This window comes from Capnocytophaga sp. (assembly GCF_030532915.1).
Classification (GTDB): Bacteria; Bacteroidota; Bacteroidia; order Flavobacteriales; family Flavobacteriaceae; genus Capnocytophaga.
Genome location: NZ_JAUNKD010000009.1, coordinates 20,847 through 45,642, shown reverse-complemented (window position 1 = coordinate 45,642; position 24,796 = coordinate 20,847). Strand labels below are relative to the sequence as shown.

Here is a 24,796-nt window from a genome sequence, read left to right as displayed (position 1 = left end):
AGCCGGCAGTAAGTTTTGTTATTGTTGGCTTATTTTTACATCTTTGTGCAATTAATTTTTTTTTTACCAAAATGAAAAAAATAGGATTTATCATAGCGTTATTTTCTGTATTTTTTGCTTATCCGCAACAAAAAGACGAAAATAAAACCGGTGAAAACAAGTGGTTTATACCCTATTACGACTTTAAAAAAGGAGTGGGCATCACAGCTCCCGACAGCCTTTTTCAGTTAAACACCCGCTTTCGTATGCAAAACCGATTGCATATCGAAGATGGTGAATATGAGGCTAAAATCCGTCGTTTACGATTGCGATTCGACGGTTTTGTGGGCAACCCTAAATTTTTGTACACCATACAATTAGCATTTTCTCCCGAAGATGTCGGCACGTTAAAAAATGGTGAAAATCTGCACGTTATCCGTGATGCGATTGTTTTTTATCAACCCAACAAACATTGGAAATTTGGTTTCGGACAAACGAAACTTCCGGGCAATCGCCAACGGGTAAATTCATCAGGCGCTTTGGATTTAACCGACCGCTCCATCAACAACTCGGCATATAATATTGACCGCGACTTTGGTTTTCAGGCAATTTATTCCAACCAAAAAGAAAACACCTTCGGATACAACGTAAAAACAGCCTTGACCACCGGCAAGGGGCGTGATTTTGTCGGAAAAACCAAAGGATTGGCATACACGGTGCGTTTGGAACTATACCCAATGGGAAAATTCAAGAAAAACGGAGAGTTTTTTGAAGGCGATTTACTGCGGGAAAGCAAACCGAAACTCTACTTGGGCGGTACGTTTCACTACAATGACAATGCCGTTCGCAGTCGGGGGCAACAGGGCAGTGAACTCTATAACGACATCACCAAAACCAAAGAAACTCGTAATATAAAATCGGTTTTTTTAGATGCGATGCTAAAATACAACGGCTGGGCATTGATGTCCGCTTATATGACTCGATATACTGACAATCCGTTGATTGACAGTTCAGTTGAAAAAGGGAATTACGTAGAAGCCGGTCGCGGATACGATGCCCAACTCAGTTATGTTTTCCCGTCGAACTGGGAATTTATCGGGCGTTTTTCACGCAACAACCCTCATAACGACATCCGTGCGTATAAACCCGTTCATAATCAATATTCATTTGGGATAACCAAATACATTTGGGAGCATTCTTTCAAAATGCAATTCGAAATTACCAAAAATGATTACATAAACGCTACCAAAAAAGACGATTGGTATGCGCGTTTCCAAATTGAAATCGGAATTTAAAAAAAGAAATCGGGGCGAAAAACCCCGATTTCTTTTTTTAGTTTCTAAATCGTTATAAAATATAAAACATCAAACCCATTTGCAACAACGACGATTTGAGCGAGTGTTTTTCTGCTGCGGTTTGGGCATCTTTAAAGAAAGGCGACATATTGTACTGAATGAAAAAATTCCACGTATTGTAACCAAACGTCAAATAAGTTTTAAAATGCCATTGCTTGTACACGTCAGAATTATTAAAGGAATAGGTAATTTCATTGCGTTTGAAAAGACTTAACCCACTAAAAACATAACCCAATTTAACCCCGCCATACACACGCCAAAACTTATGACTTTGCGCCGTAGAGGTGCGCCAACGAAATTCAAGCGGCAGTTCAACCGTGTGTGTTTCAAAATAATTTTTGCTGATATTTAAATCATTGAGGTTTTTAGGCACGTAGTACGACACGATATTATCCTCACTAAGCGCTACGATATTGCTGTAAACCAAATCGTATGAATACCCTAACCCGATGGCGATGCCCATATTTCGGCGTTCGTTCATTGGGATGTCTCTTAAAAACCCACCGTGCAACCCGCGCGAAAAGTTATGTTGCACCACGTTTGCAGCATCTGAAATTAAATAGTCATACGTAAGCCCTACATAAAACTGATCTTCCAAATACAGCCTCCCGTGGCGGCTACGCTCATCTTTTTTTTCTGTTTGGGTCTGAATCATACCGTCATCGGCATCTTCTTGCGCCGATAACCAAGCAGGAAATACCGCCAAAAGCAATATTAATAAATTAATTCGTTTCATCACTCAATGCTCATAAAGTTTTACAAAAATAGTTCTTTTATCAGAATAACCAACAAGTTACCACAAAGTTATTTCACCACCTGAAAATAACACCTTGATTTTTAGGCATAAAAAAACAATGAGCGAACCCTACGTTGCACTCATTGTCTTATCTATTAACATTAAAAAAATCGCTGATTGAAACGTTTAAACGTATTAAATTTCAAACTGAAGCCCGCAGAACACGTTGAGTTCTTTCGCTTCTTTTGAAATCAAATTGCCGATGATGCTTCGCGAACCGATAAAAAGCGGTCCTAAACGCAGTGCCGTTCCCATATTAAATCCGGCATCACGAGTGGTTGATATGGGCAAATAAACCCCGAAATACTTCCACTCGGCACGTGGGGTAACTACCAATGAGTTGGCATACGATGCGTTGTACTCTTTTGACGAATTTGTCAGATTGATATTGGTTGAAACATCAACGTAAAGCGGACCCGTTAGGCGTACATCGGCATTCAAACGGAAAGCCGTAGGCAATGACGAACGCACAGTTTGCCCTTTCAATGATGTTTCCGTAACAAAACCGGTTGTAATGCTCTGCTGTATATCCGATAGTTTAATCTGATGCGTACCTTGGTTTAACGTATATTCGCGGGACTGGTCAGTTGCCGTATATTTCAATCGACCTATATCGGTGAACGACGCTCCAACTTTAAAATCATAAGGCGTAAAGGTGCAGCTTGGGCAACCTTCTTGGCGGTATTCATACACAAATCCTAAATCGAATCCCACGCCTGTGGTTTGAGCCTTGAAAAGGTCGCCTGCAGAAGGATTTTTAGAAAGATCTACCCCGCCGTTTCCGACAATAAATTTAGCGTTCTCACCACCATCTACGGTAATGTCCAAATACTTATCGCCGTTCTTTTCTTGTAATTTCCCAGAAATGGTTCCGTTAATATCAGTAAAACCGGCGTGCATACTGGCTGAACCGCGTACAATCTTCATAGTGATTCCCGCCTTAAAGGCTTGGTGATCATCTTTGGCAATGAGTCGGCTCCACGTAAAAGCTATTTCCGAAAACGCATTCATTGTAACGCTTTGCTTATCAATGGTGAGCTGATAACCGCCATTTTCATTCAAATTAGAAACGCTTGACAAAAACGATTGCACCAATTTGGCATCCATATCGTGAATGCGCCCCAAAACACGCGCACGTGTGGTTACTGCAAAGGCGTTTCTTCTGCCCACGTGAAAATATGCCGAAGGTCCCAAAATATCAGCCCCTAAATTGGCTCGGATATCGTTATTCCCTTGTATATTAGCCGTAAATTTATCAAAACTTTTTTGCAAATCAAAACCCAAGCCCATTTTGTTGTTCCCGAAACTACCGTCCACCGAAACCACATTGAATCCGAAGCGGGTAATGCCGTCCACAAAATTTGCGGGGTTCACCGTACCCTTGTACATCCCCCCGAACTGACTGGTATTCACTCCTGAAAATGACTGTTGAGCCGTTGCTGCCAAACTGAAAAGCGCCGCTCCAAAAAGTAGTACTTTTTTCATCATAAACATATTAAAATTTGAGGGGCAAAAATATAAAAACTTATGTATTATGGCAAAATTTTAACTTTTCATTACGAATTTTCAAGGAGCATTCACGCCGTTTGAAATAACTTCTCCCCGCTTTTTTGTTTTCAAATAAAGAAGTACCATAAAAAAACACTCCCATAATGCACCGACTTCATTCCATAAATAAAAACGAAAACACAAGCCTAAAATAGATTATTTAAGTATACAAAACACTGTTACAATTATATTTTAAACTTTTTTAGACATAGAAAACAGCAAAACAACTATGTTTTAAACTTTTTTAGACACAGAAAACAGCAAAGCAAGTATGTTTTTAGTCGCCTAACTCCTATTTTTCTCTTCCGTATTACCGCCTTGCCGTTGTTGTACTGAAATTTTGCTGTTTCCGAACTTGTAGGTGAGCGATAAACGTACCCAACGCGTATCGTAATACTGGCGGTAACTTTCCGTAATGCCTTGTTTTTTAAGTTGATTGGTGTACGTTATTATATCGGTTTTCAAAATATCATTCGCATTTAAGGCAATGGTTAGTTTTTTGTCAAAAGCCAAGTACTTGACTCCTAAATTCAAATTTGCACTTCCCGAAAATTTCGCTGTGCCATTGTCCCACGGAAATTGATAGGAATATGAAACACTGGCTTGCAAGGTTTTACTTTCGTTAAGCAGAAAATTACTCTGAAAATATTGATAGCCTCCAAAATCGCTCATTTCATCGGGATACACAGCAACATAGGGTTTAACTTGTTGATAACTGAATTCTGCATAGGCGGAAACCTCCCACCACGAAAATATACTTTTATTGGCATTTACTGAAAAAGTCCATTGACTGTCATTGGCGTAATTCTCCCAATAGATTCGGGTTTCTTCCGCCGAAGGATTGTGATATGTAATTTGAGTTTGGGCATCTTGGGTTTGGATATAGAGCAACTGAACGGTTAGCCAGTTTTTATACGAATACCCGAGCGTTGCCCCGAGCGTGTACGAAGGTTGCAAAAACGGATTTCCTTCTATGTACGATTTCGGGTTCATATATTTTCGCCCCGGATTGAGCGAAAAAAACTGCGGACGGTCGATGCGGCGGTTCACGTTCACCGAAACGTTATGGTTTTCATTGACTTGATATTGAATATATAAGGTAGGGAAAAGTTTCAAAAAATCGCGTTTGTGGGTTTGATTGCTGAAAACGGAAACGCCTTTGGTTTGCGTATTTTCGCCCCGAAGCCCTGCTTTTACGCTCCATTTTTTACCGAAAGATTTTGCCCAATCCGCGTACAAAGCCTGCATAGCTTCCGAATAAAGAAAATGGTCGTTGTGAGCAAAGCTTTGAGCTTGATTTTCGTCTCGGAAGTCTGATTTTGCGATATTGTCGGTTTGTGTGCGAGCAATTTTCATTCCGAAAGAAATATTTCCCCACGAAAGCGGTATTTCCACATCGGTTTTTAGTGAATAATTATCGATTTTTTGTAAAGACGAAGTCGTTGCAAAGGTTTTGGGCTGTGTATTCAGTAAATAATTATGAAAAACGGTATTCATATCGGTATTTACATCGTTTTTATACCGAAAATAATCGGCATCAACGGTAAGTTTCGCTCCTTTTTCGCCGATTTTCTGTAAGAAATTGACATTTACGGACAAATTTTCCTTATTTTCGGGAGATTCTTGATGCGTAATATAATTTTTCACCAAATTCGGATTATTGTATTGATACCCACGATTTACGGTTAAGCCATTTTCGATTTTTTCGCTAAAACTTCCCACAAACTGCACACCCACAGCACTTTTGTCGGTTAGGTCGTAGTTTAAATTCAGCAGTGGCGACCAAAAGTTTCCGCGTCCGATAAAATCCAAACGATTGACCCAATATTCCTGCGGATAGCGGAAATTAATATCGTTTTCATATTTCGATTTTCCGTCCGTATACCCCAAATCAGCCAAAGCAGAAAATTTATTTTTTCGATAGGAAAAGTTTACGCCGTTACGTGATTTCCAAGCAATTCCCTGTTGGTAGGATGTTCGCAAAGTGGCGTTCCAATTGTCTTCTTTCACCTTTTTCAATACGATGTTTATCAGCCCTGCATTGCCTTCGGCTTCGTATTTGGAAGGCGGCGTAGTGATGACTTCGATTTTTTGAATATTTTCCGAAGCGATGGTTTTCAGATAGTTAGTAAGCTCTTCGCCCGAAAGTTGCATTATTTTGTCATTGACCATCACGCGAACGCCACTCTTTCCAACGATGGAAATCGCCTCGTTACGCACCTGCACACCGGGGGTGGATTTGAGCAAATCAAACGCATCGCCACCGCTTGCTTGCACGGAATTTTCCACGTTGAAAACCAGTCTGTCCACTTTTCGTTCCACGAGTTTTTGGCGGGCTTCCAGCGTAACGCCTTCCATTTCAATAGTATCGTTGATGGTCAGAACGCCCAAATCAGTGTTTTTGGAAATTGATATTTTTTTAGAAAGTAAATCTGTGCCAAAAAGCTCCAAAACAAGCTCATAATCACCTTTTTGTGTTTTTACGGAAAATTTTCCTGAAGCATCGGTAATGGTTCCTCCCACCGTTTTTTCGCCTTGTTTCAAGAGAACATTCACAAATTCGGCGGGTTTTTGCTGTTGATTTTTTACTTCCCCCGAAAGGGTAATTTCCTGTGCGGAAATCGCTGTCGCAAAAAAGAAAATTAAAAAAGAAGCTATATTTTTCATATCTATGTTTGGTTATTAGTTTTCTTAAAGACGCAAAAATACCGGAATTGTTACAAAATTGGCGTAAAAATCAGCTTAAATTGGGCTATTTTTTAAAATCAACTTTCAACTTCCAACTTTTTAGCTATCTTTGCAAAAAAGTTAGACATAGTTAATGGCAGAAAACACAATCACTCCGTACAAAAACTCCACAGAAGGCAAAAAAAAGCAGGTTGCCCAAATGTTTGATTCCATTTCAGGAACTTACGACGGGCTTAACCGCGTAATATCCTGGGGTTCAGATATTAAATGGCGTGAATTTGTGGTTGAGAAAGTGGCTGAAATCAAGCCTCAAAAAGTGCTTGACGTGGCCACCGGCACAGGCGATTTAGCCATCGCACTTACGCAAATCAACGATGTTGAAGTGGTGGGTTTGGACATTTCGGAAGGAATGCTTGCCGTGGGACGCGAAAAAATACAAAAAAAACAACTCGACCAACGCATTGAACTCATTCACGGCGACAGTGAAAATTTGCCTTTTGCCGACAACCATTTTGATGCCGTAACGGTGGCTTTTGGCGTTCGGAATTTTGAAAATTTAGAAAAAGGACTTTCAGAGATTTACCGTGTAATCCGCCCCGGCGGGCGACTAGTGGTTTTGGAAACCTCAATCCCTGAAAACTTTCCGTTTCGGCAAGGATATTTTGCTTACACTAAATTTGTTATGCCTTTAATCGGTAAGATTTTTTCAAAAGACCGCTCCGCTTACAGTTACCTGTCAAAATCGGCTTCGGCTTTTCCGTACGGAAAAAAATTCAGAGCCATTTTAGACCAAATCGGATACGCCGACACGCACTACTATCCCAAAACGTTGGGCGGTGTGGCAACCATTTACATCGGAAATAAACCTAATATAGTTTAAAAATGAAAAAAATACGAATATTCTCTTTACTAAGCATCTTTTTCATCGGAGCATCATCTGCTTGGGCGCAACGCGAGCATCCGCTACTCAATTTGGAACATTTTGATGAGAAACCTTTGCAATGGGGCTATTACTTTGGTGCCAATTTGTTTGATTTTAAGTTTAATTACGAAAAATTGGATTACACAACGCGTACAATTCGTGAAATTCGCACCGAGAAAAACTGGGGATTCAACGTGGGGCTTTCCGGCTCGATGCGTTTGGCAAAATTTCTTGACCTACGGATTGAACCCGGTTTGGTTTACAACAAACGCAACTTGTACTTCCCCGGAATGGAAGAAAAAAGAGACCAACTTCGGGAAGTGAAATCGACCTACATTTACATTCCTTTATTGCTGAAATTCAGCTCTGCACGTTGGTACAACTTTAAACCTTACCTCACGGCGGGCGGGTCAATGGCTATCAACCTAAGTAGTAATTACAACTTAAACATTGATAATTACGAAGGAATTTTTCGCACGCAACGAAGTGTTTTTTTCTATGAATTAGGCATTGGCTTTGATATTTACACGCCTTTTTTCAGACTTTCGCCCTCAATCAGAGGATTATTTTCCATCAACAATGAATTGATTCCGGATAACAATGCGGCAAGCCCGTGGACAAGCAATTTAAGCAAAATTAAATCACGCGGATTCTTGATTAATCTTACATTTGAATAATTTTTGAACCTAATTTGATATGAAAAAACTGTTTACGTTTGTTTTTTTCTTGTTTTTTTACGTAGGATTTTCACAAATCTACAAATATCCGATGGCAAGCCCGCGGCAAGTGATTTCGCAACAGTTTTCCGTAACAAAAATTTCAGTGGATTACGGCAGACCCAGCGTGCGCGGACGGAAAATATTCGGCGAGTTAGTCCCATTCGGAAAAATTTGGCGTGTGGGCGCTAACGAAGCCACTAACATCACCTTTGAGCAAGGCGTGCTTTTTGGAGGAAAATCCACGAAACCGGGAAGATACGCAATTTTTATAACGCCCGAAGAAAAACAATGGAACGTAGCGCTAAACTACGATGCCGATGCGTGGGGAGCATACAGTTATGACCCTAACGAAAACGCCATCGAAATTAAAGTGCCGGTTCAAGAACAAAAAGAATTGCAAGAGTCGTTGGAAATATCTTTTGAGGGCATCAGCGACACAAAAATCAACTTAGTAATCCGATGGGAATATTCAAAAGTTGAAATCCCCATCGAAGTTGACAAGGCAGAGCAAATCAATAAAATAATTGAACATCTAAGAGAAATCAAACAGATTGAACGCGATATGGGTGAATAATTTTACCCTTTCATCGCCTCCAATTTTTTGATTTCATCACGATATTGGGCGGCTTTAACAAAGTCCAATTCTTTGGCGGCGGTTTCCATCAGTTTGCGGGTTTCACGAATTTTTCTGTCGATTTCTTTTGGTGAAAACAACTCAATTTCAGGTGATTCTTTTTCTTTTTTAAACGACGGGTCGTAGTGAAACTCGGTAATTGGGCTTTTACTGAGCGTATTTTCTATTTTTTTGTTCAAAGGCTTGGGAACGATGCCATTACGCAGGTTGTAATTCATCTGTTTTTCACGCCGATAGTTCGTGTCATCGATGGTTACCTGCATACTGTTCGTGATTTTGTCAGCATACATAATGGCTTTTCCGTTTACGTTCCGAGCTGCACGCCCCACCGTTTGGGTCAGCGACCGTGTGGAACGCAAAAACCCTTCCTTATCGGCATCTAAAATGGCTACCAACGACACTTCGGGCAAATCCAAGCCCTCACGAAGCAGGTTCACGCCCACCAAAACATCAAACAATCCGCGACGTAAATCTTGCATAATCTCCACGCGTTCAAGGGTATCCACATCACTGTGAATGTAACGACAACGCACCCCGATTTTGGTTAGATATTTGGTCAATTCCTCCGCCATTCGCTTGGTGAGGGTGGTTACCAAAATGCGTTCGTCTTTTTCCACTCGAAGCTGAATTTCTTCCGCCAAATCATCAATTTGATTCTCACTCGGGCGGATTTCAATTTCGGGGTCAAGCAATCCCGTCGGACGGATAATCTGCTCAATATAAGCTCCTTGCGTTTTTTGAAGTTCGTAATCGGCAGGCGTGGCACTCACATAAATCACCTGATTTTGAAGGGCTTCAAACTCCTCGAATTTTAACGGACGATTATCCAAAGCGGCGGGCAAGCGAAAACCGTATTCCACCAAATTTTCTTTCCGACTGCGGTCGCCCCCGTACATTGCGTGCACTTGCGGAACGGTTACGTGACTTTCGTCTATAACCATCAGAAAATCAGCAGGAAAATAATCCAACAAACAAAACGGACGCGTGCCGGGTTCCCTTCCGTCTAAATAACGCGAATAATTTTCAATGCCCGAACAATAGCCGAGTTCGCGAATCATTTCCAAATCGAAATTCGTACGCTCTTCCAATCGTTTGGCTTCCAGATGTTTGCCGATTTCTTTAAAATATTCCACTTGCTTGGTCAAATCCTGCTGAATGTTCCAAATGGCTTTTTGCAACACATCGGGCGAGGTTACGAACATATTGGCGGGATAGATATTCAGGCTATCGTAACGTTCTGTTACTCTATTGGTTTGCGGGTCAAAAACTTCAATTTCTTCGATTTCGTCCCCGAAGAAATGAATGCGAAACGGCGTGTCGGAATAGCCGGGGTAAATGTCCACCACATCTCCCTTTACGCGGAAATTTCCGTGAATAAATTCGGCGGTGGTTCGGGCGTACAAACTCTGCACCAAACGATGCATAAATTGGGTTCGCGGCAGGATTTCGCCCCGCTTGATGGTGATTACATTCTTCTGAAATTCAACAGGATTCCCGATTCCGTAAAGGCAGGAAACGGAAGCCACGACCAGCACATCACGTCGCCCCGAAAGCAACGATGAGGTGGCACTGAGCCGCAGTTTTTCGATTTCTTCGTTGATGGAAAGGTCTTTTTCGATGTACGTCCCCGTGGTGGGAATGTAGGCTTCGGGTTGGTAATAGTCGTAATACGACACGAAATATTCCACCGCATTATTCGGAAAGAAGGCTTTAAACTCGCTATATAGCTGAGCAGCAAGGGTTTTGTTATGAGCCAACACCAACGTGGGACGTTGCACTTTTTCGATAACGTTTGCCACCGTAAAGGTTTTTCCCGACCCCGTAACCCCGAGCAAAACTTGGTATTTTTCGCCACTTTCGATGCCCTGAGCCAATTGTTTGATGGCTTGGGGCTGGTCGCCGGTAGGCTGAAAATCAGATTGTATGGAGAATTGCATTTTAATTTACTTTATTTTTTCAAAAACCAAATGTTTGTAATTCCCGCCTGCAAGTGTCTGATTATTAGCATATACAAAACCGAGGCGGGTGTAAAGTTTTTCGGCTTTCGGATTGTTTTCATCAACCAGCAGACCGATTTTACCCAATTGATTTTCAGCTACATAGTTTTGCAAAAAGCTAATTAACTGTGAACCAATGCCTTTCCCTTGTCCTCGGGGACTTACGCTCACCGTGTCGATGTAAATTTCACCGGCGGAAGTTTCGTCTTCCACAGCGATTTTTCGTCCTGAAATTTGCTCGGCAAGAGTCAAAACGGGTTTTCTAAAATGCTCTAAATCAGCTCCGTCATAAAAAACTAACGAACCGATAACCGCGTTATCTTCCTCAAAAACAATTGTGTTTTGGTACGAATACTGATTTTTTTCTTCCAAAAACAAGGTTTTCAGAAATGAAACTGCCTGATTTTCATCTTCTTTCCCAATGAGTTTAAACACAATTTCTTCCATTGCTTGGAACATCAACGGAGCTACGAAATCGGCGTCATTTTTTGTTGCAAATCGAATCATATTTCTTTATAATTAACTGAAAAACAATATTTTTGTAACGATTTCTTCGCCCATTTCTTCATTGATGTTTTTAATTATTTTTTCTTTTCCGTAGCTGAGTTCTTGGGCAAGTGCGGGCGAGGACAAATGCACGTGCAGCACGTCGGCTTTGAGTTCCACAGCGGTGGTGTATTTGGCGATAGGGCTGCCCATTAGGCGTGTCCAAACTTCTTGAACTTCCACTTTGTGAAGCCCGTACTCCAAATGATTTCTTTTTATAAGTTCCTTAATTACAGTGGATAATGATTGCGTGTTTCCTTCCATCAGATTAATTTTTAACTCTTTTGTAATGATACTCTATGCCGGCCTCATTTTCCACCACAAACGAGGTTTCGTTTATTGATTTTAAGGTTTCCGTCCATTGATTTCCTTCGTTTTCATAATTCATTTTGAAGCTGTTGGCTTCGTTAATTACTTCAAAAGTTTCACTGTCATCATTAGTTTGGAACCTGCCCATCAATTGCGGATATACTTTCTTTCGGAAACCTTTTTCACCATTGATTTCGATATAATCATAAGTTGTATTCAACTGATATTCTTTTACTTGCTTATCGGGCGTGATGGCTTTTTCAATTTCCCAATAACCGTTTAAATGTTGCAAATCTTGTTGCGTAACTTTTTGATTACAAGCACTTACAACAAAAATCATCAAAATAAAAATGTATTTTTTCATTGCTCAATAAATTTGGTAAAGGCTTCAAAATTACGAAAAAAAACGGACATTTCTTTTAGTTTTGCCATTTTCTTCTTTACTTTGTGGTCTGAAACCATCAGAAAAATCCGTTTTTCTGATAAATTGAATGAAATTTTAACATAAAGTAAGCAACTAATGAAAATAATTTTGGCATCAGCTTCACCACGCAGACAACAATTTTTTGAAGAACTAAATCTGGATTACGAAGTGGTTTTGAAACCCGTTGAAGAAGTTTACCCCAAAAATCTGCAACGTGAAGAAATTACAAATTTTCTAGCAATATTAAAAGCCTCTGTTTTTCAGAAAGATATACAGCCAAACGAAGTTGTAATAACTTCCGATACGCTTGTTTGGCACGAAGGGAAAGCCCTCGGGAAGCCCCAAAATTATGACGATGCCTTTGCAATGCTTAAATCGCTTTCGGGCAAACAACACGAGGTGATTACTTCGGTTTGTTTTTCTTCTCTCACAAAGCAAAAAGTAGTAAGTTGCGTTACAAAAGTCAGCTTTAAACAATTAACAAACAATGAAATAGATTTTTATCTAACCACATACAAACCCTATGACAAAGCCGGTGCATACGGCATTCAAGATTGGATTGGGCTGGTGGGCGTTACACATATAGAAGGCTCGTACAACAACGTAATGGGCTTGCCCACACACTTAATTTACGAAACATTGCAAAGTTTTGAAAATCAAAAATAGTTTTGGTATCCTAATTTAAAGTTGTACATTTGGCACGATAATAATTAATTACAAAAAACTATGCAAGATAAAATAAAAATGGAACCGGCTCAGCACGAACTGTTTGAAGATGCACAACGACGCATCAAGCAAAAGAAAATGCTTTTTTTCCACTTCTGGGTATTCATTCTGGGATGTATTTTTATGGTGGTTATCAACAAGTTGCTTTACAGCGATGTAACGTATAATTGGTATCTTTGGGGCATCTTGGCTTGGTCGTTTCTATTTTTGTTGCACGTGGTGAATGTGTTCATTGTCAATCGGTTTATGGGCAAAGATTGGGAACGAAAGCACCGCCAACGTTTGGTGGAATTGCAACAAAAGAAACTTCTGAAAATGGAAGTAAGCATTGAGCAGGAACTCCAAAAGGAGAAAGCCAAAGCCGAAAAAGAACTTTTAAACACTCAAAACAAGTCGCTTACGCAACAACCCGATTAATTATGACCACACTCATTGCAGCTGCTTCTGAAAATAATGCATTGGGATACAAAGGAGAATTGCTTTGGCATTTGCCGGAAGATTTTAAACGCTTTAAGTCCTTAACCACAGGGCATTGCATCATTATGGGGCGAAAAACCTTTGAAACCTTGCCCAAACTGTTGCCCGGCAGAACGCATATTATCATAACACGACAAACCGATTACCAAGCCGAAGGTTGCATCGTGGTCGGCTCACTGGCAGAAGCTCTTGAAAAAGCCCACAAAATAGATGAAAATCCGTATGTTATCGGTGGTGGTGAAATTTATCACTTGGCGATGAATGTTGCTGACAAAATAGAACTCACACGGGTTCACGCCACGTTTAACAATGCCGATGCTTTTTTCCCGAGCCTATCGCCCCAACAATGGAAATTGGTTTTTTCACAACGCATTTCGGCAGACGAAAAGCACGCACACGATTTTACTTTTGAAACTTACACCCGAAAAAAATAACTAAAAAATTTGCAAACTATGTTAAATTTCACTATCTTTGCAAGTCATATTTTACAGCAAGCAAGCAAGCAAGCAAGCACTGACACATACTTAAATTTACAAAAAATACAATCTGCTTCAAAGTGGGAAAACTGCCTTGAGGTAGATTTTTTTATGAATTATTTGAAGAAATTCCGACAAAACTAAAAAATTATGAAGACAATCATTGCGCTATCAAACAACGGAAACACCGGAAAAACAGAAACTTTGCGAATATTGGCACAAATGCTCATTGAAAAATATCCTGAATTGCAAAATCTCGACAAAAAACAAGAAAAAATCCCCTCCGAGGGCGATTTTAGATTCGTAGTGCAAATCAATTCACAAAAAATTGGTATTGAAAGTGAAGGAAATCCGGATTCTTTGCTAAAAGAACGGCTTGGCGACCTTACTCAGTTGGGTTGTAACATTATTTTTTGCACATCACGAACTCGGGGCGAAACTGTCAAAACAATCGAAAAAATTGGCAACGACAATGATTTTCAAATCATTTGGACATCCACCTATCAAACCCAAAACACCCAGCAGTACACATCCGTTAATCGATTAAAAGCTGAACATCTTTGGGATTTGGTTCAGCAAATACACTCAATATAAAGGCATTAGCTTTTTTCAAAAAGCCCAATCCCCTACTTTTTCGGTTTTATTAAAATTCATTTTTGAAACGCTCAATTCTTCCCGATTGTATGGTTAAAAACATTTAATTTTATATCTTTGCGCGGAATTATGTAATTTTCAACCCAAAAATGAATTTATTATCCGTAGAAAACATTTCAAAATCGTTCGGGGAGCGTGTTTTGTTCCAAAATATCTCTTTTGGCATCAATAAAGACCAAAAAATTGCCTTTGTTGCCAAAAATGGAACCGGAAAAACCACACTTTTGAACATTATTTCAGGAAAAGACCAACCCGACAGCGGAAAAGTAGTATCCAGAAACGGCATTCACATCGCTTTTTTGTCGCAAAATCCTGAATTTGATGAAAATTTGACCATCGAACAGACGATTTTTTCGGTTGAAAACCCAATTTTGACCATAATTCAGGAATATGAACACGCTTTGCAACACCCCGAAAACGAAACCGCTTATCAAAAAGCCTTCGAAAAAATGGAGTTACACAATGCGTGGGATTTTGAAACGCAGTACAAGCAAATCCTTTCGCGGCTGAAACTCGACAACCTGCAACTGAAAATCAAAAACCTTTCGGGGGGACAAAAAAAACGCCTCGCTTTGGCAAACGTTCTCATCAGCAAACCCGATTTATTGATTCTGGACGAACCTACCAATCACCTTGATTTAGAGATGATTGAGTGGCTCGAACAATTCTTTGCCAAAGAAAACATTACCCTATTTTTGGTAACGCACGACCGCTATTTTTTGGAACGCGTTTGCAACGAAATCATAGAACTTGACAACGGCGAACTTTTTACGTACAAAGGAAATTATTCCTATTTTTTGGAAAAGAAAGAGCTCCGACTTGCCCAAGAACAAGCCAGTGTTGAAAAAGCTAAAAACCTGTACGTTAAGGAATTGGACTGGATGCGACGCCAACCCAAAGCCCGAACCACCAAATCAAAATCGCGTATTGATGATTTTTACGTAATTAAGGAACAAGCTCACAAACGCCGAAAAGAACACGTGGTGCAGTTGGAAATCAATATGGAACGTTTGGGAAGCAAAATCGTGGAATTTCACAACGTAAGTAAAAAGTTTGATAATCTTCTAATCCTCAATAAGTTTGATTATAATTTTCTGCGTGGGGAACGCATTGGGATTATCGGCAAAAACGGTACGGGAAAATCCACTTTCTTGAATCTTTTAACACAAAAAATACAGCCCGACAACGGAAAAATCGTTATCGGCGACACCATCAAATTCGGTTATTACACGCAGGTGGGCATCGAAGTTAAAGAAGGTCAGAAAGTTATCGAAGTTATTCAAAAATATGGCGAATACATTCCGCTGCTCAAAGGACGAACGCTGTCGGCGGCACAATTGTTGGAGCGTTTTCTGTTCGACCGCAAAAAACAACACGACTACGTTGAAAAACTCAGCGGTGGCGAACTAAAACGGCTTTATTTATGCACCGTGCTGATTCAAAATCCGAATTTTTTAATTCTGGACGAACCCACCAACGATTTGGATATCGTGACACTCAATGTGTTAGAGAATTTCCTGTTGGATTATCCGGGTTGCCTCGTGGTAGTTTCGCACGACCGTTATTTTATGGATAAAATCGTTGATCATTTGTTTGTCTTTCGCGGAAATGGCGTAATCGAAGATTTTCCGGGCAATTATACCGATTTTCGTGTGTATGAAGAAAGCACGCCACCTGCCGAAACGGCTTCAGAAAAGAAAGAAACCACCAAAAATACGTGGCGAAAAGACGGATTGAAAGGGCTATCATTCAACGAACAGAAAGAATTTAATCGTTTGGAGAAGGAAATTCCCGTTTTGGAAGCCAAAAAGACCGAAATCGAGCAATTATTTTCGGAAGGAATGCTGAATTCGGACGAAATTCATCAAAAATCAGTCAAATTACAACAAATTATCACCGAATTGGAAGAAAAAACAGAGCGTTGGTTTGAACTTTCAATAAAAATGGAAGGAAATATTTAAAAAAACAATAAGTCTTCCTTGTCACATTGTAAGAAGACTTATTATCGTAATATCTTAACAAAACGTTCTGCCTACTCTGTGAATTCTACAACGTTTGCAGAAACTGTAACCGTGTATTTTGAAAACAAAACAAATTGTGCATTATGAATCTCAACAGTCTCATTCACAATAGCTTTTGAAGAATCTAACAAATTTGCTTTTTGTAGCATTTCGGCTCTTGCTTGTTCAATAAGTGATTTTTTCATTCCGCCAAACAAACCTAAAACATAAAAATCAGAAGCCTCTCCTTTAACTCGATCTACTACCTTGAAATTCTTTTTTGACAAGACAACTTCTGTTGTATGACTATTCACATTTCCTGTTAGTCCTTTGTGAAAACCACAACTTGCGAGAAACAAAGATGCCACCCTAATAAAACAATTTTTTTCATCTTTTAGTAAATTTAATACATTATCTGCCTACTCTTTATGGGTTTTTCGGCTTCCACCCTTCTGTCCAAATTATCGTTGCAAATGTAAAATATTTTTTTATTTCACAAAAATATTTTTAATTTAGCCTACCGAAAGTGACCATCACAAAAGATACGTTTTTAGCCTAAAAAAAGATTATTAATGAATATCAATTTATCTGAACTACCCGTTTTATCTAAGGATAAAAAAGCTGAAAACCAGCGTTTTTTTACCCAGTTAAAAAAGAAACCGCCCAAAAACTTGGATTATTTGGTAGGCGAAATTCACGATGAAATTATGAATGAAACGGATTGTTTGAGTTGTGCCAATTGCTGCAAAACCACAGGTCCGCTTTTAACAAACATTGATATTGAACGCATTGCCAAACACTTACGCTTAAAACCATCGGATTTTGTTGCGAAATATCTAAAAATTGATGAAGATAATGATTTCGTTTTTCAGTCGATGCCTTGTCCGTTTTTGGCTTCGGATAATTATTGCTTGATTTATGACGTTCGTCCGAAGGCTTGTCGCGAATATCCGCATACTGACCGTAAAAAAATCTACCAAATAGCTAATTTAACTATTAAAAACACGGAAATTTGTCCGATTGCGTTTAAAGTGGTTGAAAAAATGAAAGAAAACATCAAAATAAAGTAAAATGTGGCATAAAATCAAGGAAGAATTTCAAAATTATTTGCTTTTTCAGCGAGGAATGTCGAAAAATTCAGTTATTTCTTACGGATTAGACCTTGAAAAGCTCATTTTATATCTGGAAACATACGAAATTGATGAAAATCCTGAAACGATTTCGGCTGACACCCTACGGCAATTCATTTACGAGACCTCGAAAGAACTGAACGCCCGCTCACAAGCCCGAATGATTTCGGCATTGAAAAGTTTTTTCAAATTTATGATGAGCGAAAAAAACAGGGACGATTACCCGATGAACCTCATCGAAAGCCCAAAAATCGGATTGAAATTGCCCGATACACTTTCGCTGGAAGAAATAGATAACATACTGATTTCAATAGATGTAAGCACTACCGAAGGACATCGAAACCGCGCCATTATCGAAACGCTTTACGGTTGTGGGTTGCGGGTTTCGGAGCTTGTTTCATTACGGCTTTCCGATTTGTTTTTTGAGGAAGATTTCATTCGCGTAATGGGAAAAGGAAGCAAACAACGCCTAATTCCCATCGGGGAAGCAACCAAAAAAGAAATCAAACGTTATGTTGATAATCACCGTAAAACATTAAAAATCAGTAAAGGGCACGAAGATTATGTTTTTTTAAATCGGCGGGGGAAGCAATTAACTCGGGCGATGATTTTTACCATCATCAAACAAAGTGTTGAAAAAGCGGGATTAACGAAAAAAGTAAGTCCGCATACGTTTCGGCATTCGTTTGCCACGCATTTGCTTGAAAACGGAGCAAACTTGCGAGCCATTCAAACAATGTTAGGACACGAAAGCATCACAACCACAGAGATTTACGTTCACGTGGAAAAATCACACTTGCGTGATATGTTATTAAAATTCCACCCGCGACAAAAAATGAAAGCCCTGTAAAAGAGAAGTAAACTTCTCTTCTACAAGACTTTTACAAAATAAAAGAATACTAAAATTATCGTATGTCTTCAAAATCAAACTTTGTAAAAGGCGACGAACCATTTACTTCGGCTTGCTCCTGATAAAAAATTTTCTTAAAGTCTTTTTGGTGGCGTTCCGAAATAACCTCTTCTCCTTTTTCTTCAAAAACGTAATTAGTCATTTCATTTAAAATCTCTTTAAACAACTCAAAATCTTCTTTATACAGGTAAATTTTGTGTTTCTTATAATGAAAAGAACCATCGTCGTGCGTGAATTTCTTGCTTTCAGTAATTGTTAAATAATAATCCCTTGCCCGAGTAGCTCTTACGTCAAAAAAATACGTTCTTCTGCCTGCTCTCAAAACTTTTGAGAAAATCTCTTCATTGTCTAAAAATTCTTTCTCTTCCATAAAATCAGTCTTTGAAATAAACATTGTAGGGGCAAAAGTCATTAAAAAATATGTATTATACAAGTCTGAAAACGTTTTTTTTCGACCTGACCATATTTTTATGAAAAAATTAATGTTTTTTACTCTTTTTTTAACTTCATCCCTACTAATTAACACATTTTATACATAAAAATCGGAAGTGCTTTTTGTTAAAATTAGCTTTATTATATAAGAAAACAAAAAAGCCTCCGACTTGTTGTTTTAAATAATAAGATGAGGAATCAGGGATTTTCAGCCCTAAATTCCTCATTTTTTTTAATTTGCTACTTCACTAATAAATTTAATTCGATACATACGAAGCTCATCATCTTCATAATCACCGTCAAATTCTTTTGAGGCTACCGAAATTTTATCGGTTTCAGCTTCCATAAAATATTCGTGAAGTTCTTCTTGTTGTTCTTCGTCAAAAATTTCTTCAATCCAATAATTGATATCCAATTTGGTTCCGCTGTAAACGATTTGCTCCACTTCTTTCAAAAAATCGTCCATTTCCAGTCCTTTGGCTTTTGCAATATCGGGCAACGGCAATTTTCGGTCGATATTTTGAATGATGTACAATTTCAAGGAAGAATTTGAACCTGTGGTTTTTACGATTAAATCTTCGGCTCGTAAAATATCGTTTTCTTCCACGTATTTACCGATGAGCTTTACAAACTCACTTCCGTATTTTTTAGCTTTACCCTCGCCCACCCCGTGAACATTGGTAAGTTCGGAAATGGTAATGGGATATTTCAGCGCCATATCCTCCAATGACGGGTCTTGGAAAACCACAAATGGCGGCACGCCTTTTTGTTTGGCTACTTTTTTGCGCAAATCTTTCAACATTCCTAAGAGAACCGCATCAGCAACCCCTCCGCCTGAGGCATTTAGGTCTTCGGGTTCTTCTTCGTAAATATGGTCTTCGGTCATCATAAAAGAAGGTACATCTTTTAAATACTCCCGCCCTTTATCAGTGATGAACATTACGCCATAGGTTTCTATATCTTTATATATCAACCCATTAACCATCACCTGACGCAAAAGTGCCGTCCAATAGAAATCGTCTTTATCTTTTCCGATACCAAAAAACTCCTGCTCATCAATTTTATGTGCTTTAATAATAGCCGTTACCCTTCCGATGAGGGTATTGACAAGGTCTTTGGCTTTGAACTTTTGTTTGGTTGCGAGTATGACATTCAGTAGTTTAACCACATCGCCTTTGGCTTCTTTTTTGGTTTTGGGGTAACGCACGTTATCGTCCATATCGGCACCTTCTCCGTTTACTTCGTCGAATTCTTCTCCGAAATAATGCAAAATAAATTTACGGCGTGAACTTGACGTTTCGGCATAAGCAACGATATCTTGCAACAACGCCTGCCCGATTTCTTGTTCGGCAATGGGTTTGCCCACCATAAATTTCTCTAATTTTTCAACGTCTTTATACGAGTAGAACGCCAAACAATGTCCTTCACCACCATCACGCCCCGCACGTCCGGTTTCTTGATAGTAGCTTTCAATGCTTTTGGGGATGTCGTGATGAATAACAAAACGCACGTCGGGCTTGTCAATCCCCATTCCGAAAGCAATGGTTGCCACCACCACGTCCACCTCTTCCATCAAAAACATATCTTGATGTTTGGCACGGGTTTTGGCATCTAATCCGGCGTGATAAGGCACTGCCGTAATTCCATTAACTTGCAGTGTTTGAGCCAGTTCTTCTACTTTTTTACGACTCAAACAATAAATAATTCCTGATTTTTTACCATTTTGTTTCACAAAACGAATAATATCGGCATCTACGTTTTTGGTTTTCGGACGTACCTCGTAATACAAATTCGGGCGATTGAACGATGATTTGAACACATTGGCATCGTTCATTCCTAAATTTTTAACGATATCTTCCTGAACCTTAGGCGTTGCCGTTGCCGTAAGTGCCACCACCGGAATGCTGTCACCCAAACGATCAATAATGGTTCGGATATTTCGGTACTCGGGGCGAAAATCGTGTCCCCACTCCGAAATACAATGCGCCTCATCAACCGCTACAAACGATATTGGTATGGTTTTCAAAAAATTAGCATACTCATCTTTGGTTAACGATTCAGGTGCTACGTATAATAATTTGGTTTTTTTATTGCTGATATCATCCATCACTTCACGGATTTCACTTTTGGTGAGCGATGAATTTAAAACGTGAGCCACGCTGTCGGTTGATGAAATTCCGCGCATAGCATCTACTTGGTTTTTCATCAAAGCTATCAGCGGAGAAATTACGATTGCCGTACCCTCCAAAACCAAGGCAGGAAGCTGATAACATAACGATTTTCCTCCTCCTGTTGGCATAATCACAAACGTATCTCTTTTATCGATAACGCTTTGCACAATTTCCTGTTGATGTCCTTTGAAACTCTCAAAACCGAAATAATGCTTCAAGGCACTTTGTAAATCATTTTTAGCCGTTTCCATCTAATTATATCTATATTTTATCTAACTTTGCAAAGATAAAAGTAATACTATTTTTTTAATTGACAAAAGAAAAATTCATTTTTTTTATGAAAACAAAAAAAATTATTGAAATTGCAAAAAAAACAATTCTTGAAGAATCGAAAGCTATCTTAAAATTAGCCGATTTTATTGATGATGATTTTATAAAATCTGTTAATTACATATTAAATTCACAAGGAAGAGTCGTAATTACCGGAATTGGAAAAAGTGCCATAATTGCGCAAAAAATTGTTGCCACGATGAACTCAACCGGCACACCCGCCATTTTTATGCACGCCGCTGACGCCATTCACGGCGATTTAGGCATCATTCAAAACGATGATGTGATCATTTGCATTTCAAAAAGCGGTAACACCCCTGAGATAAAAGTGCTCGTTCCGCTGTTAAAACGCGGCAACAACAAACTCATCGCCATTACGTCAAATAAAAATTCCGTTTTGGGGCAACAAGCTGATTGTGTTTTGTATGCACACGTTGAAAAAGAAGCTTGTCCTAACAATTTAGCACCCACCACCAGCACCACCGCCCAACTGGTTTTAGGTGATGCACTCGCCGTTTGCTTGCTGGAAATGAAGCAATTTGGCAGCAGTGATTTTGCAAAGTACCACCCCGGAGGCGCCTTGGGTAAACGCCTATACTTGAAAGTAGCTGATATTGTGGCGAATAATCAAAAACCGCAAGTAGCCCCTGAGACTGACATCAAAAAGGTGATTGTTGAAATTTCAGAAAAAATGCTCGGAGCCACCGCTGTAATTGACGGAAACGCCATCATAGGTGTGGTTACCGATGGCGATATCCGTAGAATGCTCAGCAAAACGGACAGCATCACGGGGCTTACCGCAAAAGACGTGATGAGTCCCAACCCAAAAACTATTGACGCAGACACCTTAGCCGTTGATGCACTGGACGTTATAGAAAATAACAAAATCACACAGCTGTTAGTTACGCAAAACAATATATATATAGGTGTAGTGCATTTGCATAATTTGGTGCAAGAAGGACTGATTTAGCCTTTATAACTACCTCAATAACAACAAAAAACCTTTGTCAAAAAAAATAAATTTTGACAAAGGTTCGTTTTTACAAACAATTCAATTTTTATTAAAAAGGAAGATTCAAATCAACCGTAACTTTATCACCTACAAGAAAACCGAGAAAACCGCTACCTATATTAAAGGTGTCTAACGAAAGCTGAAAATTAGCCTTAAAATATTTTTTGCCGTTTTGATTAACAACCTGAAACGGAATTTCTTTCGTTTCGGTTTTTCCTTTGATTTTCACCTCAAAAACTCCGACATATTCCATATCTGATTTTTTGTTGATTTTCTGCGACTTAACTTCTATCATCGGATATTTTTCCGCAAAAAACCAATCTTCGCTTTGCAAGTGTTTGTCTCTATTGGCACTTTTGGTTTTAACGCTCGCCACCCGGGCAGTTCCGCCAATTTCTCCGTTTAAATCAATTGCATAATCAAACTTTTGAAATTCGCCCTTAACGGTTGAAAATCCTTTTTTGATACTAAACGCTACCTTCCCGTCCGATTGATTTTGAGCAAAAGAAGTTGCCATAACACTGAAAATCAACACAAAAGACAACAAAAACTTCTTCCCGATATTTTTTATAATACTGTTCATAATCCTTATTTTTTGACAAAGAACGAAAAAAAGTAAGAAATATGCAAATTAATCGCATTTTAATTCGTTCATAAACATCATTTTATTATTTTTTCTTGACAAAAAACTTGCACTATAACTATTTTTATTATCTTTGTGCTAATTCAATTTTAATACATCACAGATTATGAAGATATTAGTTTGTATCAGCAGTGTGCCTGACACCACTTCAAAAATAAATTTCACGGACGAAAATCGGAAATTTGACACCACCGGCGTTCAGTTCATCATCAATCCGAGTGACGAATTTGGTTTGACCAAAGCCATTTTATTAAAGGAAAAATTAGGCGCTTCCATAACGTTAATCAATGTCGGAACTGCTGAAACGGAACCCACACTACGCAAAGCCTTTGCCTTGGGAGCCGATGAAATTATTCGGATTAATGCCGTAGCTACCGACGGATTTTTTGTAGCCTCACAAATTGCAAAAATAGCCCGAGAAGGCGCTTATGATTTGATTATCACCGGAAAAGAATCCATTGATTACAACGGCGGAATGGTTGGAGCAACGATTGCCGCACTGCTTGACGTTCCGTTTATTGATAAATGCGTTTCGCTTGAAATAGACGCAAACAGCGCAACTTCGGTTCGTGAGGTTGAAAGTGGAAAAGAAACCGTTACGGCTCAACTGCCACTAGTTGTTGCCGGACAAAAAGGGTTGGTTGAAGAAAAAGATTTGCGCATACCCAATATGCGAAACCTGATGGCTGCCCGAACCAAGCAAATTACGGTCATTGAAACCGAAAACACGGCAACACACACAACGCCCGTTGCGTTTGAGAAGTTACCTGCAAAACAGGCTGTTAAAATGATTTCGCCCGATAATTTAGACCAACTCATTGATTTGTTACACAACGAAGCAAAAGTAATTTAAACACAAAACACTCTTTTTAAACAAATTATAATATAAAAAAGAAACTATGTCTGTACTAATATATATTGATTCCGAAAACGGAAAATTAAAAAAATCGGCTTTTGAAGTGGCTTCGTATGCACGAGCCGTCGCTGAAAATCAAAACACTTCGGTGGTGGCGGTTGCCATAAACGTTGATGAGGTAAGTGCGTTAAAAAATTACGGCGTACATAAAGTAATTGACGTTAAAGCAGAAAAACTCAATCATTTTTCTGCCAAAGCCGTTTCCAAAACAATAACTCAAATAGCTGAAAAAGAAAACAGTAACATCATTGTAATGAGTTCTTCTTCCAATGCAAAGGCAGTAGCTCCGTTTTTAGCAGTGGCATTGCAAGCTGGTTATGTATCAAATGTAATTTCACTTCCGGAAGGAACTGATTTTGTGGTAAAAAGCAATGTTTTTTCAAACAAAGCCATCGGTTTAACCCGAATCGACACACCCAAAAAAATCATTGGGTTATCGGCAAATGCTTACGGATTAAGAGAAACGCCCACCGATATGCAGGTAGAAAATTTCAGTCCGTCCCTAACAGATACCGATTTTAACACCACAGTAACCAAAATTGAAAAAAACAACAAAAAAGTATCACTTGACGATGCCTCAATCGTGGTTTCGGGCGGTCGCGGACTCAAAGGTCCTGAAAACTGGGGAATGATTGAAGAGCTTGCCGAAGTATTAGGCGCTGCCACTGCCTGCTCCAAGCCCGTTGCCGATATGGATTGGCGTCCGCACGAAGAACACGTAGGGCAAACCGGAAAACCTATCAGCACGAACCTCTACATCGCCATCGGTATTTCGGGTGCCATTCAACATTTAGCCGGTGTGAATGCCTCGAAAGTGAAAGTAGTTATTAATTCCGATGAAAATGCGCCGTTTTTCAAAGCTGCCGACTATGGCGTGGTGGGCGACGCTTTTGAAGTGGTTCCCAAACTCATTGAAAAATTAAGAAAATTTAAAGCGTAATTTTTTGCTAATCAAAAACGTTGTTAAACTTGGTTTAACAACGTTTTTTCTATTAATTAATA

The 24,796-nt window shown here is 39.2% G+C and carries 25 protein-coding genes; 14 read left to right on the top strand and 11 right to left on the bottom strand.

Going from position 1 to position 24,796, the window contains the following annotated elements:
- Positions 1-71: 71 nt before the first annotated feature.
- On the top strand, positions 72-1,274 hold the full coding sequence (locus Q4D72_RS04250) for a porin (protein ID WP_303076266.1): 1,203 nt from the start codon (positions 72-74) through the stop codon (positions 1,272-1,274).
- 52 nt (positions 1,275-1,326) lie between these two features.
- Here the strand turns inward: Q4D72_RS04250 and Q4D72_RS04245 are convergent, their stop codons facing one another.
- From Q4D72_RS04245 to Q4D72_RS04235, 3 genes are all read right to left on the bottom strand, one after another.
- Positions 1,327-2,070, bottom strand: coding sequence for a porin family protein (locus Q4D72_RS04245; protein ID WP_303076264.1), 744 nt, complete (start codon positions 2,068-2,070; stop codon positions 1,327-1,329).
- A gap of 195 nt (positions 2,071-2,265) precedes the next feature.
- Positions 2,266-3,618, bottom strand: coding sequence for a DUF5723 family protein (locus Q4D72_RS04240; protein ID WP_303076263.1), 1,353 nt, complete (start codon positions 3,616-3,618; stop codon positions 2,266-2,268).
- 345 nt (positions 3,619-3,963) lie between these two features.
- On the bottom strand, positions 3,964-6,345 hold the full coding sequence (locus Q4D72_RS04235; RefSeq protein WP_303076262.1) for an outer membrane beta-barrel protein: 2,382 nt from the start codon (positions 6,343-6,345) through the stop codon (positions 3,964-3,966).
- 154 nt (positions 6,346-6,499) lie between these two features.
- On the opposite strand from Q4D72_RS04235, the gene ubiE reads away from it, so the two are divergent.
- From ubiE to Q4D72_RS04220, 3 genes are read left to right on the top strand one after another with little or no spacing between them, the layout of a single operon-like run.
- The gene (gene ubiE, locus Q4D72_RS04230) at positions 6,500-7,246 is read left to right on the top strand and encodes a bifunctional demethylmenaquinone methyltransferase/2-methoxy-6-polyprenyl-1,4-benzoquinol methylase UbiE (RefSeq protein ID WP_303076260.1); all 747 of its coding nucleotides are present in this window, start codon (positions 6,500-6,502) and stop codon (positions 7,244-7,246) included.
- 2 nt (positions 7,247-7,248) lie between these two features.
- Positions 7,249-7,965, top strand: a complete 717-nt coding sequence (locus tag Q4D72_RS04225) for a porin family protein (RefSeq protein WP_303076258.1) — start codon at positions 7,249-7,251, stop codon at positions 7,963-7,965.
- Positions 7,966-7,984: 19 nt separating this feature from the next.
- Complete coding sequence (locus Q4D72_RS04220; protein ID WP_303076256.1) at positions 7,985-8,581, top strand: DUF2911 domain-containing protein; 597 nt, start codon at positions 7,985-7,987, stop codon at positions 8,579-8,581.
- Positions 8,582-8,583: 2 nt separating this feature from the next.
- On the opposite strand, the gene uvrB is transcribed toward Q4D72_RS04220, so the two are convergent.
- Genes uvrB through Q4D72_RS04200 form a run of 4 tightly spaced genes read right to left on the bottom strand, consistent with a single transcriptional unit; the run spans position 8,584 to position 11,857 of the window.
- Positions 8,584-10,578, bottom strand: a complete 1,995-nt coding sequence (gene uvrB, locus Q4D72_RS04215) for an excinuclease ABC subunit UvrB (RefSeq protein WP_303076255.1) — start codon at positions 10,576-10,578, stop codon at positions 8,584-8,586.
- Between the two features lie 6 nt (positions 10,579-10,584).
- Positions 10,585-11,145, bottom strand: a complete 561-nt coding sequence (locus tag Q4D72_RS04210; protein WP_303076254.1) for a GNAT family N-acetyltransferase — start codon at positions 11,143-11,145, stop codon at positions 10,585-10,587.
- Positions 11,146-11,157: 12 nt separating this feature from the next.
- Positions 11,158-11,448, bottom strand: a complete 291-nt coding sequence (locus tag Q4D72_RS04205; protein WP_303076253.1) for a DUF721 domain-containing protein — start codon at positions 11,446-11,448, stop codon at positions 11,158-11,160.
- Positions 11,449-11,452: 4 nt separating this feature from the next.
- Positions 11,453-11,857, bottom strand: a complete 405-nt coding sequence (locus tag Q4D72_RS04200) for a hypothetical protein (protein ID WP_303076251.1) — start codon at positions 11,855-11,857, stop codon at positions 11,453-11,455.
- A gap of 156 nt (positions 11,858-12,013) precedes the next feature.
- Here Q4D72_RS04200 and Q4D72_RS04195 point away from each other — a divergent pair, with 156 nt between their 5' ends.
- From Q4D72_RS04195 to abc-f, 5 genes are all read left to right on the top strand, one after another.
- Positions 12,014-12,583 (top strand): Maf-like protein, encoded by a 570-nt coding sequence (locus Q4D72_RS04195; protein WP_303076249.1) that lies wholly within the window; start codon positions 12,014-12,016, stop codon positions 12,581-12,583.
- A 60-nt stretch (positions 12,584-12,643) separates the two neighbouring features.
- Positions 12,644-13,060, top strand: coding sequence for a 2TM domain-containing protein (locus Q4D72_RS04190; protein ID WP_303076247.1), 417 nt, complete (start codon positions 12,644-12,646; stop codon positions 13,058-13,060).
- A 2-nt stretch (positions 13,061-13,062) separates the two neighbouring features.
- A complete protein-coding gene (locus Q4D72_RS04185; RefSeq protein ID WP_303076246.1) occupies positions 13,063-13,554 on the top strand; it encodes a dihydrofolate reductase in 492 nt (163 codons plus the stop codon).
- A 192-nt stretch (positions 13,555-13,746) separates the two neighbouring features.
- Positions 13,747-14,190 (top strand): hypothetical protein, encoded by a 444-nt coding sequence (locus Q4D72_RS04180; protein ID WP_303076244.1) that lies wholly within the window; start codon positions 13,747-13,749, stop codon positions 14,188-14,190.
- A gap of 149 nt (positions 14,191-14,339) precedes the next feature.
- On the top strand, positions 14,340-16,211 hold the full coding sequence (abc-f, locus tag Q4D72_RS04175; RefSeq protein ID WP_303076242.1) for a ribosomal protection-like ABC-F family protein: 1,872 nt from the start codon (positions 14,340-14,342) through the stop codon (positions 16,209-16,211).
- Positions 16,212-16,282: 71 nt separating this feature from the next.
- Here abc-f and Q4D72_RS04170 read toward each other — a convergent pair whose 3' ends face one another.
- Positions 16,283-16,618: a DUF6567 family protein gene (locus Q4D72_RS04170; RefSeq protein ID WP_368502030.1), complete on the bottom strand. Its 336-nt coding sequence runs from the start codon at positions 16,616-16,618 to the stop codon at positions 16,283-16,285.
- 204 nt (positions 16,619-16,822) lie between these two features.
- Between Q4D72_RS04170 and Q4D72_RS04165 the strand changes: the two genes are divergently transcribed.
- Positions 16,823-17,320, top strand: coding sequence for a YkgJ family cysteine cluster protein (locus Q4D72_RS04165; protein ID WP_303076239.1), 498 nt, complete (start codon positions 16,823-16,825; stop codon positions 17,318-17,320).
- 1 nt (position 17,321) lies between these two features.
- Positions 17,322-18,230 (top strand): site-specific tyrosine recombinase XerD, encoded by a 909-nt coding sequence (gene xerD / locus Q4D72_RS04160; RefSeq protein WP_303076238.1) that lies wholly within the window; start codon positions 17,322-17,324, stop codon positions 18,228-18,230.
- Positions 18,231-18,285: 55 nt separating this feature from the next.
- Here xerD and Q4D72_RS04155 read toward each other — a convergent pair whose 3' ends face one another.
- Positions 18,286-18,660 carry a PUR family DNA/RNA-binding protein gene (locus tag Q4D72_RS04155; protein WP_303076317.1) on the bottom strand — a complete coding sequence of 125 codons (375 nt, stop codon included), beginning with the start codon at positions 18,658-18,660 and terminating at the stop codon, positions 18,286-18,288.
- A gap of 294 nt (positions 18,661-18,954) precedes the next feature.
- Positions 18,955-21,144, bottom strand: a complete 2,190-nt coding sequence (gene recQ / locus Q4D72_RS04150; RefSeq protein ID WP_303076237.1) for a DNA helicase RecQ — start codon at positions 21,142-21,144, stop codon at positions 18,955-18,957.
- Positions 21,145-21,230: 86 nt separating this feature from the next.
- On the opposite strand from recQ, the gene Q4D72_RS04145 reads away from it, so the two are divergent.
- Positions 21,231-22,193, top strand: a complete 963-nt coding sequence (locus Q4D72_RS04145) for an SIS domain-containing protein (protein ID WP_303076236.1) — start codon at positions 21,231-21,233, stop codon at positions 22,191-22,193.
- A gap of 91 nt (positions 22,194-22,284) precedes the next feature.
- Here Q4D72_RS04145 and Q4D72_RS04140 read toward each other — a convergent pair whose 3' ends face one another.
- Entirely contained in the window at positions 22,285-22,818 is a 534-nt protein-coding gene (locus Q4D72_RS04140; RefSeq protein ID WP_303076234.1) for a YceI family protein, read from the bottom strand.
- Between the two features lie 166 nt (positions 22,819-22,984).
- Here Q4D72_RS04140 and Q4D72_RS04135 point away from each other — a divergent pair, with 166 nt between their 5' ends.
- Both Q4D72_RS04135 and Q4D72_RS04130 read left to right on the top strand, forming a co-directional pair.
- The gene (locus Q4D72_RS04135; protein WP_303076233.1) at positions 22,985-23,731 is read left to right on the top strand and encodes an electron transfer flavoprotein subunit beta/FixA family protein; all 747 of its coding nucleotides are present in this window, start codon (positions 22,985-22,987) and stop codon (positions 23,729-23,731) included.
- 46 nt (positions 23,732-23,777) lie between these two features.
- Complete coding sequence (locus tag Q4D72_RS04130) at positions 23,778-24,734, top strand: electron transfer flavoprotein subunit alpha/FixB family protein (RefSeq protein ID WP_303076232.1); 957 nt, start codon at positions 23,778-23,780, stop codon at positions 24,732-24,734.
- Positions 24,735-24,796 lie beyond the last annotated feature (62 nt).